Annotated in this window: 14 protein-coding genes; 6 read left to right on the top strand and 8 right to left on the bottom strand. The window is 66.1% G+C overall.

Annotated features, from left to right (window positions below; translation table 11 throughout):
- The first annotated feature begins 527 nt into the window (after nucleotides 1-527).
- Both AWC12_RS01780 and AWC12_RS01775 read left to right on the top strand, forming a co-directional pair.
- Entirely contained in the window at nucleotides 528-1,697 is a 1,170-nt protein-coding gene (locus AWC12_RS01780; protein ID WP_085171943.1) for an acyl-CoA dehydrogenase, read from the top strand.
- Nucleotides 1,698-1,826: 129 nt separating this feature from the next.
- Complete coding sequence (locus AWC12_RS01775; protein WP_085171914.1) at nucleotides 1,827-2,162, top strand: hypothetical protein; 336 nt, start codon at nucleotides 1,827-1,829, stop codon at nucleotides 2,160-2,162.
- Here the strand turns inward: AWC12_RS01775 and AWC12_RS01770 are convergent.
- From AWC12_RS01770 to AWC12_RS01755, 3 genes are all read right to left on the bottom strand, one after another.
- Entirely contained in the window at nucleotides 2,159-2,950 is a 792-nt protein-coding gene (locus AWC12_RS01770) for a biotin--[acetyl-CoA-carboxylase] ligase (protein WP_085171913.1), read from the bottom strand. The two genes, AWC12_RS01775 and AWC12_RS01770, sit on opposite strands and share 4 nt — an antisense overlap.
- Before the next feature lie 686 nt (nucleotides 2,951-3,636).
- Nucleotides 3,637-4,347: a TIGR03089 family protein gene (locus tag AWC12_RS01760; protein ID WP_234813800.1), complete on the bottom strand. Its 711-nt coding sequence runs from the start codon at nucleotides 4,345-4,347 to the stop codon at nucleotides 3,637-3,639.
- A gap of 1 nt (nucleotide 4,348) precedes the next feature.
- Nucleotides 4,349-5,830: an LCP family protein gene (locus tag AWC12_RS01755; RefSeq protein WP_024448533.1), complete on the bottom strand. Its 1,482-nt coding sequence runs from the start codon at nucleotides 5,828-5,830 to the stop codon at nucleotides 4,349-4,351.
- A 66-nt stretch (nucleotides 5,831-5,896) separates the two neighbouring features.
- Here AWC12_RS01755 and rfbD point away from each other — a divergent pair, with 66 nt between their 5' ends.
- Genes rfbD through manB form a run of 3 tightly spaced genes read left to right on the top strand, consistent with a single transcriptional unit; the run spans nucleotide 5,897 to nucleotide 8,746 of the window.
- Nucleotides 5,897-6,757 (top strand): dTDP-4-dehydrorhamnose reductase, encoded by an 861-nt coding sequence (gene rfbD, locus AWC12_RS01750; protein WP_085171908.1) that lies wholly within the window; start codon nucleotides 5,897-5,899, stop codon nucleotides 6,755-6,757.
- 31 nt (nucleotides 6,758-6,788) lie between these two features.
- Nucleotides 6,789-7,667 (top strand): glycosyltransferase family 2 protein, encoded by an 879-nt coding sequence (locus AWC12_RS01745; protein ID WP_085171906.1) that lies wholly within the window; start codon nucleotides 6,789-6,791, stop codon nucleotides 7,665-7,667.
- A complete protein-coding gene (manB, locus tag AWC12_RS01740; RefSeq protein ID WP_024448535.1) occupies nucleotides 7,667-8,746 on the top strand; it encodes a mannose-1-phosphate guanylyltransferase ManB in 1,080 nt (359 codons plus the stop codon). Before AWC12_RS01745 ends, manB begins: the two co-directional genes overlap by 1 nt.
- A 48-nt stretch (nucleotides 8,747-8,794) precedes the next feature.
- Here the strand turns inward: manB and AWC12_RS01735 are convergent, their stop codons facing one another.
- The 4 genes from AWC12_RS01735 to cofD form a co-directional block, all read right to left on the bottom strand.
- Nucleotides 8,795-9,436: a putative endonuclease domain-containing protein gene (locus AWC12_RS01735; protein ID WP_327084575.1), complete on the bottom strand. Its 642-nt coding sequence runs from the start codon at nucleotides 9,434-9,436 to the stop codon at nucleotides 8,795-8,797.
- Between the two features lie 313 nt (nucleotides 9,437-9,749).
- Nucleotides 9,750-10,313 (bottom strand): NUDIX hydrolase, encoded by a 564-nt coding sequence (locus tag AWC12_RS01730; RefSeq protein WP_085171904.1) that lies wholly within the window; start codon nucleotides 10,311-10,313, stop codon nucleotides 9,750-9,752.
- Nucleotides 10,310-11,650, bottom strand: coding sequence for a coenzyme F420-0:L-glutamate ligase (locus AWC12_RS01725; RefSeq protein ID WP_085171902.1), 1,341 nt, complete (start codon nucleotides 11,648-11,650; stop codon nucleotides 10,310-10,312). The genes AWC12_RS01730 and AWC12_RS01725 overlap by 4 nt, the downstream gene beginning before the upstream one ends.
- Nucleotides 11,647-12,645: a 2-phospho-L-lactate transferase gene (cofD, locus tag AWC12_RS01720; RefSeq protein ID WP_024448539.1), complete on the bottom strand. Its 999-nt coding sequence runs from the start codon at nucleotides 12,643-12,645 to the stop codon at nucleotides 11,647-11,649. Before cofD ends, AWC12_RS01725 begins: the two co-directional genes overlap by 4 nt.
- Nucleotides 12,646-13,071: 426 nt before the next feature.
- On the opposite strand from cofD, the gene AWC12_RS01715 reads away from it, so the two are divergent.
- Nucleotides 13,072-13,347 carry a WhiB family transcriptional regulator gene (locus tag AWC12_RS01715; protein ID WP_200865032.1) on the top strand — a complete coding sequence of 92 codons (276 nt, stop codon included), beginning with the start codon at nucleotides 13,072-13,074 and terminating at the stop codon, nucleotides 13,345-13,347.
- Nucleotides 13,348-13,364: 17 nt separating this feature from the next.
- On the opposite strand, the gene AWC12_RS01710 is transcribed toward AWC12_RS01715, so the two are convergent.
- Nucleotides 13,365-13,787 (bottom strand): metallopeptidase family protein, encoded by a 423-nt coding sequence (locus AWC12_RS01710; protein WP_024448541.1) that lies wholly within the window; start codon nucleotides 13,785-13,787, stop codon nucleotides 13,365-13,367.
- Between the last annotated feature and the right edge of the window lie 66 nt (nucleotides 13,788-13,853).

Below are 13,853 nucleotides of genomic sequence, written 5' to 3'. Positions count from 1 at the left end.
TCCGCCTGATTCGCCCCGAAATCACGGTGCCAGCCACTGTTCGCGTCGAACGGAATCTTGAATTATTTGTAGGTCGGCCGGAAAAGCATCCGACTGGACGACAGTAGCGTTGCCGAGCAATGAGCGGACCTGTCGGTCCCGCTGCGAACCCCGAGCACGTTGATGTGGCGACAATCACAACGCGTCGGGGGCTGGAAGGGCTGGCTAGGACGCCGTAAGCGCCATCAACGGCACGCGATCGAGATCACACGGTGTGTCGACGAAATGATCGGGCGAAACCGCATGCAGCGCGGCATCGAGCTCCGCGGAGCCCCGCGACCAGCGTCGAATGCCATTCCACCCGCAGTCGCAACGCGCTGTGTGGCGAAAGGCGTCACTGTCGATGTACGTCGGCATGTTTTCCAAGATAAGCAGGCAGACTGAGAGAAAACCGTCGTCGTGACTGAGCCGAGACTGAGAAGACGGTCACGAATTCGTATAGCGCCGCGACCGCGCTAAAGTTACCGACGAGTAGCAAGGAGATGAAGATGGCTAGTTGGGCTGGAGATCCCTCGTTCGACCTCTTCCAGTTGCCGGAGGAGCATCAGGAGCTGCGCGCAGCGATCCGTGCGCTCGCCGAGAAGGAGATCGCGCCGCACGCCGCGGACGTCGACGAGAACGCGCGCTTCCCTCAGGAGGCGTTGGACGCATTGGTCTCCAACGGCTTCAACGCTGTGCACGTGCCTGAGGAGTACGGCGGCCAGGGCGCGGACTCGGTTGCGGCGTGCATCGTGATCGAAGAGGTCGCCCGCGTTGACGCCTCGGCGTCGCTGATCCCGGCGGTGAACAAGCTCGGCACGATGGGGCTGATCCTGCGCGGCTCGGACGAACTGAAGAAGAAGGTGCTCCCGTCGCTGGCCTCCGGCGAGGCGATGGCCTCCTACGCGCTCTCCGAGCGTGAGGCGGGCAGCGACGCCGCCTCGATGCGGACCCGCGCCAAGGCCGACGGCGACGACTGGATTCTCAACGGCGCCAAGTGCTGGATCACCAACGGCGGCAAGTCTGCCTGGTACACCGTCATGGCCGTCACCGACCCCGACAAGGGCGCCAATGGCATCTCCGCGTTCATGGTCCACGTCGACGACGAGGGTTTCACCATCGGGCCCAAGGAACGCAAGCTTGGGATCAAGGGCTCGCCCACCACGGAGCTGTACTTCGAGAACTGCCGCATCCCGGGTGACCGGATCATCGGTGAGCCGGGCACTGGCTTCAAGACCGCGCTCGCCACGCTCGACCACACTCGGCCGACCATCGGCGCCCAGGCTGTCGGCATTGCGCAGGGCGCGCTGGACGCGGCGATCGAATACACCAAAGACCGCAAGCAATTCGGCAAGAGCATCTCTGATTTCCAGGCCGTGCAGTTCATGCTCGCCGACATGGCGATGAAGGTCGAAGCCGCCCGGCTCATGGTGTACTCGGCCGCCGCACGGGCCGAGCGCGGCGAGGGCAATCTCGGCTTCATCTCGGCGGCCTCGAAGTGCCTGGCCTCCGACGTTGCGATGGAGGTCACCACCGACGCGGTGCAGCTCTTCGGCGGAGCCGGCTACACCGTCGACTTCCCGGTCGAGCGAATGATGCGCGATGCCAAGATCACTCAGATCTACGAGGGCACCAATCAGATTCAGCGCGTGGTGATGAGCCGCGCCCTGCTGAAGTAGCTTCGCCCGCCGCGAAATATCATTCCGGGCTGTGATCGCGGGGATGGTCACAGCCGTGACTTCTCGCTCGCGAACGGGTCGGGGAATGACTGCCCGTGCCTAGTGAATCGCCGCGATAGGGTAGGGCGCATGGCGTCCGACGACCTCGAACCGCGGGTCGAAGCCCTCGAAGATCAGGTGCGTGACCTGACTGCACGGGTGCGGGCGACGGAGCGTGATGCGGCAGCGGCCCGTGTCCTCGCCGGCGGCGCCGATCGCGGCGTCGGCGAGATCCGGGGCGAACTGCGCGATTTCCGACAGGCGACGACGGCGAGCTTCAACGCGATGCGGCAGGACTTCGTCGACCTGCGTGATCAGGTAGACCGTGGCTTCGCGGAGATGCGGGGCAAGCTCGACGCCACCGCGTCCGGACAGCAACAGATCGTCGACCTGCTCCAGACGATCATCGACAAGCCGGCGCGTTAGCGGTCGGCAGGCCGCAGGTGCGTGATGTCGCCGGCAGACACCGTCACCGTCGTCCCGGCGTCGTCGATGAGCAGCCGGCCTGCATCATCGATATCCTTTGCGACGCCGACAATTTCGGAGTCACCGGGCAGGAGCGCACGCACGCGGGTGCCGATGGTCGTGCTGACGCTGCGGTATTCCGCGGCCAGCCTGGGGTCGCCGGCGCGCCATCTCTGAAGGCGCTCACTCAATGCGCGTAGGAGAACTCCGGCCAACACCGTCCGGTCGGCGTGGTGGCCCAGCATCGATAGCGACACCGCGTTCGGATCGGGAAGGTCGTCGGCGGACAGGCTCACGTTGAGACCGAGACCGACGACGATGACCGGTGCGGACACCTCCGCAAGGATTCCCGCGAGTTTTCCCGTTCCGACGAGAACGTCGTTGGGCCACTTGACCCCCGCGTCGACGCCGAACTGCTCCCGCACTGTCCCTGCGACGGACAGGCCGGTCAGCAGCGGTAACCAGCCCCACCGGGCGACAGGGACCCCGGTGGTGTCGACGCCGACCGACATCGCAATCTGAGACCGCGGCGGTGCTGACCAGCTGCGGCCGTGACGGCCGCGACCTGCGCTCTGGAACTCGGCGAGCAGGACCGCTCCCGCGATGTCCTCGCCACCTGCCGCCCGCGCGATGAGGTCCGCATTCGTCGAACCGGTTTCGCCGACGACGTCGACGTGACGCCACTCGGTCTCGGCAATGGCAGAACGCAATTCGTTGATGTCGAGCGGCAACCGCGCGTCGTCAGGCACGAATCCGAGCCTATCGGTGGGCCCCGAAGTCAGTCGGCGCCGCTTGTGAGCTGTTCTAAACGGGGGACCGTCTCCCGATGGTTCGCCGACTGCGCAGGGTCACCTGTCGCACGGCTCAGGGCGTCGAACCCGCGCATAAACGCCACGATCCCCGCCAAACCCCAGCCGAGCGCGAACAGCCATTGCCATTCGTCGACAGGCGGATGTGCCAGCCAATACAGCGAGCTCCCGGCGACCGAGTAGCCGCACAAGAAGTAAGACCGTCCGCTATCACTGACGCGCCATCCCGGATGGCGACGGTTGCGTAGGTGCCACAGCCCCAGCGCGCACACGAGCGCGACAGCGGTGAGGTCGACTCCATTGACGTCCCTTCGCGGGTGGCGCCGTGATTCTCCCCAGATCTAGGGCGCAGCTTTGCCAGATCCGTCATCGGGTGGCGAATGTTTGTACCGAACGTTGTGCCGACGACCGCCTGGATTGGTTAAACGGTAAGGTCACGTGACGTTTTAGTCAACAACAAGAAAACGACGTGTTGCTGGAGCCTTGGCCGTGAGTATTTTCGCCAAGATGGAGAGGCTGTGTCGTTTTTTGGCTAGTGGGACCGATGTGAATTCTGAGCACCGAATTTGAAAGCCGACCATTCACTAGTGCGCAGTTGAGTGAGCTTGGCCACGGAAACCATCTGGTCACAGTGCCGTTCGCGTCAGTTTCTCGCTCTCGCGCCTGCGCTCGACCAAGGCGGGGTCCGGATCTGCCACCTGTACCAGGGACGCGCCGACCACATACAGCGCGAGCAGTCGCTCGATCACATCGTCGGCGCTGTCCCACGGCGCCGACGACATCACGCGATCCGCGCCCGTGACGCCCGCAGCCGCCGCCGACTCCCGCGCCGCGGCGAGGACGTCGTCGGCCGACCTGCCCTCCAACGCGGGACCCGGCTGACGCTCCGGCACGATCTGGTCACCGTGCACCCGCACGGCCGTCGCGTAGTCGGTCAGCCCCACCGCGAGGTCGGGGACCGGCTTGCCGAACGGATCCAGCGACAGCACGGCGATCTCACCCATGCCAACCGCGGCGTCCGCCTCGTCAAGACGGTCAGCAGTGCACAGCGCGATGTCGGCCTCTCCGGCGAACACCACCTCGGCGCCTATCCACCAGATACCGAACAAGACCGCGGCCGTCTGCCAATGTGCGGGCAGCAGCACCGCAACGCGGGATCCGCGCGTCGCACCCAGTTCGTCACGCAACAGGTTTCCGGTCTTGGCCGCCCAATTCGCCAAGGTCGCCGTCGACAACTCGATGCGCTCGCCGGTGGCGTCGTCGTAGTAGGTGATGCGCGGTCCGGCCGGATTGGTGGCCATCAGCGGATCCAGGATCGCGGAGCTGACGTTCGTCACGTCAGTTGACGCACTCGGGGTCATTGGAACCGGCCGTGATGATCGGTGACGGCGGAGGCACCATCTCGCCGTCCCCCGACACCTCGCTCGACGCCGAAGGGTCCGCACCCATCAGCGTCACGTCCGTACCGTCGAGCCCGGAGCCGGGTCCGGTGTAATCAGCCGAAAGCACCACGCGCACTGAGCCCTCCGGAATCGAGGAATCCTCGACGACCGGCAGGCCACCCAGCTCCAGCGCGACCGCCTGCGCACCGAGGTCGTCGGACTTGGCGGCCTGCACCTGGCTGTTGGCCACCTTCGTGCCCTCGTTGTTGCCGACGTTGCCCTGCGTGAAACCCTTGCCCGTCAATACATACGCCACCGCAGCGGCCAGACCGTTGACATCGCTGTCGTTGATGACCTCGACCGTGGTCTTGTCATTGCTGTAGGTGAGTTCCTCGGTCTTGCCCTCGTCCTGGTCGTGCAGCAGGCTGGTGACCCAATCCTTGACCTCGGTCGGGTTGACGCGCACCACGCTCTGCATGCCGTCGTCGCTCCAGCCCGCCTCCTCCAGGATCGGGATGGTCGCGAAGGCCACGTTGCCCGCCGCCAGCTTCTGCAGCTGCTCGACGAAATCCATGATGTCCCAGCCTTCGGAGAGCACCACCGAACGCTGCACTGCCGCTTCGAGATTGCCCAGCGTGGTGGGGCTCGACAGCGTCTCGCTGGAGATCACCTCGTGCGCCATCGATGCCATCACCGCCTGCTGGCGGGTCACGCGATCGAGGTCGCCGCGCGGCAGGTCATGTCGTTGACGCACGAAGCTCAACGCCTGCGCGCCGTTCAGCTTCTGCCAGCCGGCCGGGAAATCGGCGCCCGAAAGTGGTTCGTAGACAGGATTATTGAGGCAGACGTTGACGCCGCCCAGGGCGTCGGTGATCAACGCGAACCCGAGCAGCCCGATCTCGGCGTAATGGTCGACGGTGACACCGGTCAGGTTGGCGACCGTCTTGATGAGCTCTTCGCGTCCGGCGGCCTGCGCCTCCGGTTCCGCCTCCGCCGGGTCGACACCCTGCTGTTCGACGAGCTCCTTCATCTCCTCGAGATGCACCGAGCCGTACACGCCGTTGATCTTCATCTTTCCGATGCCGGGCGCCTCGACGTAGGAGTCGCGGGGGATCGAGATCGCGGTCGCCGACCTCCCGTTGTTCGGGATGCGGATCAAGATGATCGTGTCGGTGTTGGTGGACACCTCGTCGCCGGCGCGCAGCATCGCGCGCTCCTCATCGGTCAGCGGGTTACCGTGCGCGTCGGTGCGACTGTCGGCGCCGACCAGCAGGATGTCGATCGCGCCGTCCTCGCCGCCGCCACCGAGAGCGATCGGGTTGATGTGGTTGATGCCGGCCTCGAACGAGCGGATCTTGCCCCAGGCGACACCCGTGCCGATGACGACGGCCACTGCCAACGCCATGGAGACAGCGCGGATCACGTGAGCAGCAGGCATTTGCCCAGGCTACTTGCGAGCAGCCCGCATTCCGGGGAGCGCGAACCGGCGTGCCAAACTCGTGATGTGAGCGGCCGAATCGTGATTACCGGCGCCGGCGGGCTGGTCGGGCGCGTGTTGGCAGGTCAGGCGCGTGGCGCCGGACGAGACGTGCTGGCGCTCACATCGTCGGAATGGGACATCACCGATCGTTCGGCCGGGCCTGAGCTTTCCGAAGGCGACGTCGTCGTCAACTGCGCTGCCTTCACGAAGGTCGACGCCGCCGAGGACGAGCCCGAACGCGCCCACGCCGTCAACGTCACCGGCGCCGAGAACGTCGCGCAGGCCTGCGTCCAGGCCGGTGCATCGCTGATCCACATCTCCACCGACTACGTCTTCAACGGCGTCTTCGACGGCGAGCCACACCCGTATGAAATCGACGATCCCACCGCGCCGCTGTCGGTGTACGGGCGGACCAAGCTCGCCGGCGAACTGGCGGTGCTGGCCGCGATGCCCGACGCGTACGTCGTGCGCACCGCATGGATCTATGAGGGCGCCGACGGCTCCGACTTCGCTGCGGTGATGCGGCGCGCCGCAGCGGCGAGCGGCACCGTCGAGGTGGTCGCCGACCAGATCGGCACCCCGACCTATGTTCGTGACCTGTGCGGGGCGCTGCTGCAGATCGCCGACGGGTCGGTCCGCGGACCGGTGCTGCACGCCGCCAACGAAGGGGGCGCGAGCCGCTTCGAGCAGGCCCAGGCAATCTTCGCCGAGCTCGGCGAAGACCCTGACCGGGTACGTCCCATCAGCAGCGACAAGCATCCCCGGCCCGCACCGAGGCCGTCCTACTCCGTGCTGTCATCGGTCAAATCGGCGGCCGCGGGCCTCACACCTTTACGCCCATGGCGCGAAGCCTTGGCTGAGGCGCTCGCCACAGCACGCGGGTAGTTACTCTCTACGCCGTGACGGTGATGCCTACGTGAGCGACGAACTGTTTGTCGTGACGGTGACGTACTCGCCGGGGCCCCACCTGGATCGGTTCCTCGCCACACTGGCGCACGCGACCGACCGTCCGGTAACCGTCATCATGGCCGACAACGGTTCCACCGACGGCGCACCCGAAGCAGCCGCCGAGCGTTACCCGAACGCCACGCTCTTCCGCACCGGCGGCAACCTCGGATACGGCACCGCCGTCAACCGCGCCGTCTCCGAATACGGGTTGGGCTCCCAGGAGTTCTTCATCGTCGCCAACCCCGACGTCCAATGGGGCCCCCGCAGCATCGATCTCCTCCTGGAGGCCGCGGCGCGATGGCCGCGCGCAGGCTCGCTGGGCCCGTTGATCCGCGACCCCGACGGCTCGATCTATCCGTCGGCGCGGCACCTTCCGTCGATCGTTCGCGGCGGCATGCACGCCGTCGTCGGACCGGTGTGGAAGTCGAACCCGTGGACGGCGGCCTACCGCCAGGAGCGCACCGATCCCAGCGAACGCGCCGTCGGCTGGCTGTCCGGATCCTGCCTGTTGCTACGCGGTTCCGCATACGCCGACATCGGGGGATTCGACGAGCGCTACTTCATGTATATGGAAGACGTCGACCTGGGAGACCGGCTGGGCAAAGCCGGTTGGCAGAACGTCTACGTCCCTTCGGCGGAAGTGTTGCACGCGAAGGGGCATGCCACAGGTCGCGATCCGGCCCGCAACCTCGCTGCCCATCACGTCAGCACGTACACTTTTCTGGCCGATCGGTACCCGAAGTGGTGGCAGGCGCCGCTACGCTTGGCGTTCCGGGGAGCACTGGGGGCACGGGCCAATCTCGTCGTCCGGAATGCACGTAGGAAGCGGGCGAAAGGGCGGGGCTAATGGTCAATCCAGCCGAAGTCGATGCTGTCGTTCTTGTCGGTGGGATGGGCACTCGCCTACGCCCCCTGACTTTGTCCGCGCCCAAACCGATGCTCCCCACGGCCGGACTGCCGTTTCTGACCCACCTGCTGTCGCGCATCGCCAACGCCGGCATCGAGCACGTCGTCATGGGTACCTCCTACAAGGCGGCGGTGTTCGAGCAGGAGTTCGGTGACGGCTCCAAACTCGGTCTGCAGATCGACTACGTGGTCGAGGACGAGCCGTTGGGCACCGGCGGTGGAATCGCCAACGTCGCATCGAAATTGCGCTACGACACCGCAGTGGTTTTTAACGGCGACGTGCTGTCGGGATGCGATCTGGGCGCGCTGCTCGAATCGCACAGCGCAAGCGATGCCGACGTCACGCTGCACCTGGTACGAGTCGGAGATCCTCGCGCATTCGGCTGTGTGCCAACGGATTCCGATGGAGTGGTGACGGCCTTCCTGGAGAAGACGCAGGACCCGCCTACCGACCAGATCAACGCCGGCTGCTACGTGTTCAAACGTGCGGTGATCGACGAGATTCCGAAGGACCGCGCACTGTCGGTGGAACGCGAGATCTTCCCCGGGCTGCTCACCGAGGGCAAACGCGTGTGCGGCTACGTCGACGCCACCTACTGGCGCGACATGGGAACCCCCGAGGACTTCGTGCGCGGGTCCGCGGACCTGGTGCGCGGCATCGCGCCGTCGCCGGCGCTGACGCATCAGCGCGGCGAAAAGCTGGTGCACGACGGGGCTTCCGTGGCTCCGGGCGCCCTGCTGATCGGGGGCACGGTGGTCGGTCGCGGCGCCGAGGTCGCCGGTGGTGCCCGTCTCGACGGCGCGGTGATCTTCGACGGCGTGAAAATCGGTGCGGGAGCGGTGATCGAGCGCTCGATCATCGGCTTCGGTGCGCACATCGGCCCGCGGGCATTGATCCGCGACGGCGTGATCGGCGACGGCGCCGACATCGGCGCACGCTGCGAGCTGCTGCGCGGCGCGCGCGTGTGGCCGGGCATCACGATCCCCGACGGCGGCATCCGCTTCTCGACCGACCTCTAGCTTTGGCCGCGAACCCTCGCCGGGCCGCGGAATAGCATTCCTGGCTGCTCAGGCCGACATTTTCACAGCCATGGCTTCTCGCTCGCGTTGCGCGATGGCTTCCTGTACCCACGCTTTTATCTCGTGCCGGCGATCACCCTTCATTACCCGAATAACGATCCAGCCCATGGCGTTGATTCTGCGAAGACGCCGGCCATCCCTACGGTATTGCGCGTCGTCGGTGCGATGGTGCTCGCCGTCGTACTCCACGGCGATTTTGAGATCGGGCCAGCCCATGTCGAGCCTGGCGAAGACGTAGCCGCTGGCGTCGACCATGGGTATCTGAGTGAACGGGCGGGGAAAGCCCAAGTCGATCAGGGTCAGTCGCAGCCTGCTTTCCTGAGGGGACTCGGCGCCTGCGTCCATGAGCGCGACTGCTTCTCGACACTTCCGCACGCCGCGGCTGCCCTTGTATCGATAGGTGAGCTCGAGAATGTCGGGTGCCGCGATACCGGTGGCGCGCGCAAGGGCGTCGAGGTGAGCAACTGCTTCGTCGCGCGCCAGATGACGCCCGATGTCTAGAGCAGCGCGCTCAGGCTTCGCGATAGGTATGCCTCGGTGCCAGGTGATTTCACCAGGCGCGATAGGTTCCCGGCGGCTGACGATGCCTGTCGGCGAGTGATTGTTCGCCCAAATGACTTCGACGGGCACGGTGTCAGCTATCCATCGGGCACCGTGGAGCGCAGCCGCAGCGCGACCGGTGATCACCCCTCGGCGCCTAGACCAGAGATAGGCACCTCTGCTGCGTTCGGCGACAGTGACTTCGAGGTCTTTGCGGACATACACGTCGGGAAATATCGAGCGGTAGTTCCATCGCAGTTGGCCTCTGGTCACGGTCCCTGCCCGTATTGCCTCCGACCCGACGATTACCTTCCCCATATCGATGAGCATGCACCGCGAAGCCGCGCCCACCGCGAGTGAGAACTCAGGGCTGTGGATAACTCGGATTCAACAGCCAGGAATGCTATTCCGCGGCAGTAGATGGCGGTTTCGCGAGGCGGCGGGCTGCGGCGGCCAGTTGCGAGAGCCCGAAATCGAGAGCGTCGGGCAGACGGTCCAACGGCCACCATCGCAGTTCCAGAGACTCGTCGCTGCGGACGATCTGCGCGCCCTCCGGAGCGCGCACCACGAACTGCACGTCGAGATGGCGCGTGGGCACACCCAGCGAGCAGGTCACCGGATGCACATGCAGCGCAGCGGGTTCCGGTGCGATGGTCAAGCCTTCGATGCCTGACTCCTCGGTCGCCTCTCGCAAGGCCGCCGCGATGATCGTGTCGTCCTCGGGCTCGCAGTGACCGCCGAGTTGCAGCCAGCGCCCGAATCGCGGATGCAGTGTCAGCAGCGCCTGTGTGCCGGTGTGATCAAGCACCAACGCCGAGCCCGTGAGGTGGCCCGGGACGCATGCCCGCAGACAGGCATCCTCGCGCGCGGCGAGGAAAGCCAGGTAGGCCTGCCGCAGCGAATCCTGCTCGGGCTCAGGCGCATTCCACTCGGTGAGCACCTCCACCGCTGATTGGTGCAGGCTCACTTTCGAACCAGCAGGCCATCTGTGGGGACGGGGCTTCTGGGCGCCAGCGGTTCGTCGGGATGGCCGATGGCGATCGCCCCCAACGGCTCCCAGTCCCGCGGCAGATCGAGCTGTGCGCGCACCAGGTCGGGCGCGAAGATGGTCGAACCTATCCAGCAGCTGCCCACACCGCGGACGGCGAGCGCCACCAGCAAGCCCTGCACCGCGGCGCCGACGGCGACTGTGAACATTGTGTGCTCGGCCGCAGTGCGCCGCTCGTCTGGGTACGTGTGAGCGCCGTCGGGGACCATGAACGGGATCACCAGTTCCGAAGCGTCATAGAGGATCTGGCCGCGGCTGACCCGACGCTCCACCGAGTCGGTGTCGCGGCCATCCCCGCCGAGGTCCGCGCGCCAGCGGTCCTTCATCGCGTCGAGCAACCGCACCCGCAGCGCCGCATCTTGTATCCACACGAACCGCACCGGCCGGGTGTGGTGCGGCGCCGGTGCCGTCAGCGCCTCACCGACCGCGGCCTCGATCAGGGCGCCGTCCACAGGTTCTGCACTGAACGTTCGCACCGACCGTCGCAGCAGCTGCGCTTGCGAACGGCCGAGAGTGATGGCCTCGTCGGTGCCGAGCCAGAACAGATCCTCCTCGCCGGCCCGCACCAGATTTCGTGCCGACGAGCCGTCGGCGCGGAGCTTCAGCCCGCGCACCACCGCGACGGGCACTGCGGTCAGCTTGCCTTTCACCAGATCGGCAGCGGCGGCGATCTCGTCGGCGACAGCGATCTCGGTGACGATCAGCTCGTTGCCGTGCTGATCGTGTTCGCCCGCGTAGGCATGCAGCACCTCGAGCCCTGCGGCGCCGATCGCGACGTCGGTCTGACCCGTGCGCCAGGCGCGTCCCATCGTGTCGGTGACGACGACGCCGACCGTCACGCCGAGACGCTCCCGGAGCGCCTCGACGAGACGCGCTGCACTACCGTCGGGATCCACGGGCAGCAGCGCCAATTCGTGGGACTCGACGTTGGAGCCGTCCACGCCGGCGGCGGCCTGCACCAGTCCCAACGCGTTCTCGGTGATCAGCGTGCGGCCCTTACGCGCCAGCACGCGCACTGCCTCGCCGTCGATCAGTCTGCGCCGCAGCGCGTCCCGCTCCTCGGGATCCGCCGGTGCGGGGACCATTCGGCCTTCGGTCTTGGACAGCACCTTGCTCGTCACGACGAGGACGTCGTTGTCCTGCAGCCACGGGGCGGCGTCTGCGATGGCGGCGGCAAGGTCGTCGCCGGGACGGAACTCCGGCAAACCGGGGACAGGCAGCAGCTCGACGCGCGCCGACGTTCCGTGGTCACTCATGGCGACACCCCGGCCAGTTCCATTCCGGCGCGCACCATCTCGGCGGTCGCGGCCGGTTCGGTCATCAGCAGCGGCACCGCCCGCACCGTGACGCCGTCGACGTCGGCGGCATCCCCTTCGTGCACCAGCCAGCCATCGAGGATGCCGGTTCCCGACCGGGCACCGTAGTAATTGCCGACGGCCTCGGAGGTGCTCGGGAGGCCGATGACGCTCAGGCAGGCGTCGGCCATGCCGCGCAACGGCTTTCCGGCGATGATCGGGGAGTACCCGATCACCGGCGCGGTGGTCGATCGTAAGGCCCCGCGGATGCCTCCGACGTTGAGGATCGCACCGACACTGACGACCGGATTGGACGGCGCGATCAGCACGACGTCGGCGTTCTCGATCGCGTCGGTGACACCGGGTGCGGCAGTGGCCTTGTCGGCGCCGACGAACGCGAAGCTGTGGGTGGGGACGTGCGCGCGGTGTCGGACCCACCACTCCTGGAAGTGGATGGCGCGCTTCTCGCCGGCCGACTCACCCGGGCCGGGATCGGTGACGACTACATGGGTTTCGCAACGGTCGTCGGTGGCGGGTAGCAGCCGCGCTCCGGGGGACCACCTCGCGCACAGGGCCTGGGTCACCTCCGAAAGCGGATAGCCCGCCCGCAGCATCTGGCTGCGCACCAGATGGGTGGCGAGGTCGCGGTCGCCGAGGCCGAACCAGTCCGGCTGGACGCCATAGGCCGCGAGTTCCTCTTTGGCATTCCAGGTTTCGTTGCGATGGCCCCAGCCCCGCTCGGGGTCGATTCCGCCGCCGAGGGTGTACATGCACGTGTCGAGATCGGGGCAGATGCGCACCCCGAACATCCATGCGTCATCGCCCACATTGACCACAGCAGTCACTTCATGCTCATTGGTATCGTGAGTTTTGAACTGCCCCAAGCTCAACAGATGTTGGACACCGAGTAGGAAGCGTGCACCACCGACGCCGCCGACGAGAACCGTGACCTTCACAACGACCGAGACTAGGCGTTGGCGCGGCCGAAGCCGACGTCGGAGGGGAGCGTGACAGACACGCCACAGCGCGACGCGCCGAAATCAAGTCACGGAATGGTATGAATTCCTGTTCTAGCGCTTGACCGTGGCAGCTAACGCGTGTGTAATCACAGCAGTGTCATTTCGCGGTTCTCCGGCCGGTTTCGGTGTCGCAGACCAAGATTCGATCACTTGTTCGAATTGGGATGGCCGCACGTTCGACAGTGGGGCTGGCATATACGAAACTACGAGACCCATGGAGGAGGGGAAATGGCATTTGAACAGGCCGATTTCGGCGATTCAGTACGGTTCGACAGCAGGCTCCTTGGCTCGGTAGGAAGTGCGCCGCACATCCAGACCGGACCGGCACCGAGTGGCGCGAACGGGCGTCCCCAACTGAGTTTGGTGCCCGAACGCCCAGATTATGGAGATCCGTTCAGCGACGGTTCTGACGTCGCCGACGAGGATCAGTGGCAGGAGCGCGCGCTGTGCGCTCAGACCGATCCCGAGGCGTTCTTCCCCGAGAAGGGCGGCTCGACCCGCGAGGCGAAGCGGATCTGCCAGGGGTGTGAAGTCAAGGACATGTGCCTTGAATATGCACTCGCCAACGATGAGCGCTTCGGCATCTGGGGCGGCCTGTCGGAGCGTGAGCGCCGGCGCCTCAAGCGCGGCATCATCTAGTCCGAACCGAACGAGCCCTAGTCGTCGTCCAGGGTCGGGTCGATGACGGAGGGTTCAACGCCCAGATACGTGGCTACCTGAGCCACCAATACTTCGTGCAGCAGGTCGGTCAGCTCTTCGGTGTCTTTCGCCCGACGCTCGATCGGCTTGCGGAACAACACAATTCGCGCACGGGTGGAATTGCCGCGGACGTCCACCCCCGCAGGGATCAGACGGGCCAACGCGATCGGACCGTCCGCCACCACTTCAGGCGGCCACTGCACGCTCTCGGGATCCTTCGGTGAGATCCGCGGGATCTCATCCACCGCCACATCCAGGGTCGACACCCTCTCATGCCAGCGCCGCTCGATGGGCTCGTAGGCCTCCAGCACCGCCATGTCGAAGCGTTCGGCGCGGCTGCGCCAACCCGGGACAGTGGGCGGAAGCAACGGGCCGCGCATCTCCCGGCCGCGCCGCGAGCCGCGATGCTGGCGCCTCGTCACGAAAAAGATCGTAACGGTTGGGCT

Source organism: Mycolicibacterium iranicum, assembly GCF_002101705.1.
GTDB lineage: Bacteria > Actinomycetota > Actinomycetes > Mycobacteriales > Mycobacteriaceae > Mycobacterium > Mycobacterium iranicum.
The sequence above is the reverse complement of the archived record's forward strand: the minus strand, read 5'-3'. Positions and strand labels throughout refer to the sequence as shown.

Bases quoted from the DNA above. Each gene is read 5' to 3' on its own strand.
- AWC12_RS01780 (WP_085171943.1), top strand. From the start codon at position 528: ATGGCTAGTTGGGCTGGAGATCCCTCGTTCGACCTCTTCCAGTTGCCG.
- AWC12_RS01725 (WP_085171902.1), bottom strand. From the start codon at position 11,650: ATGAGTGACCACGGAACGTCGGCGCGCGTCGAGCTGCTGCCTGTCCCC.
- AWC12_RS01710 (WP_024448541.1), bottom strand. From the start codon at position 13,787: ATGCGCGGCCCGTTGCTTCCGCCCACTGTCCCGGGTTGGCGCAGCCGC.
- AWC12_RS01755 (WP_024448533.1), bottom strand. From the start codon at position 5,830: ATGCCTGCTGCTCACGTGATCCGCGCTGTCTCCATGGCGTTGGCAGTG.
- manB (WP_024448535.1), top strand. From the start codon at position 7,667: ATGGTCAATCCAGCCGAAGTCGATGCTGTCGTTCTTGTCGGTGGGATG.
- AWC12_RS01775 (WP_085171914.1), top strand. From the start codon at position 1,827: ATGGCGTCCGACGACCTCGAACCGCGGGTCGAAGCCCTCGAAGATCAG.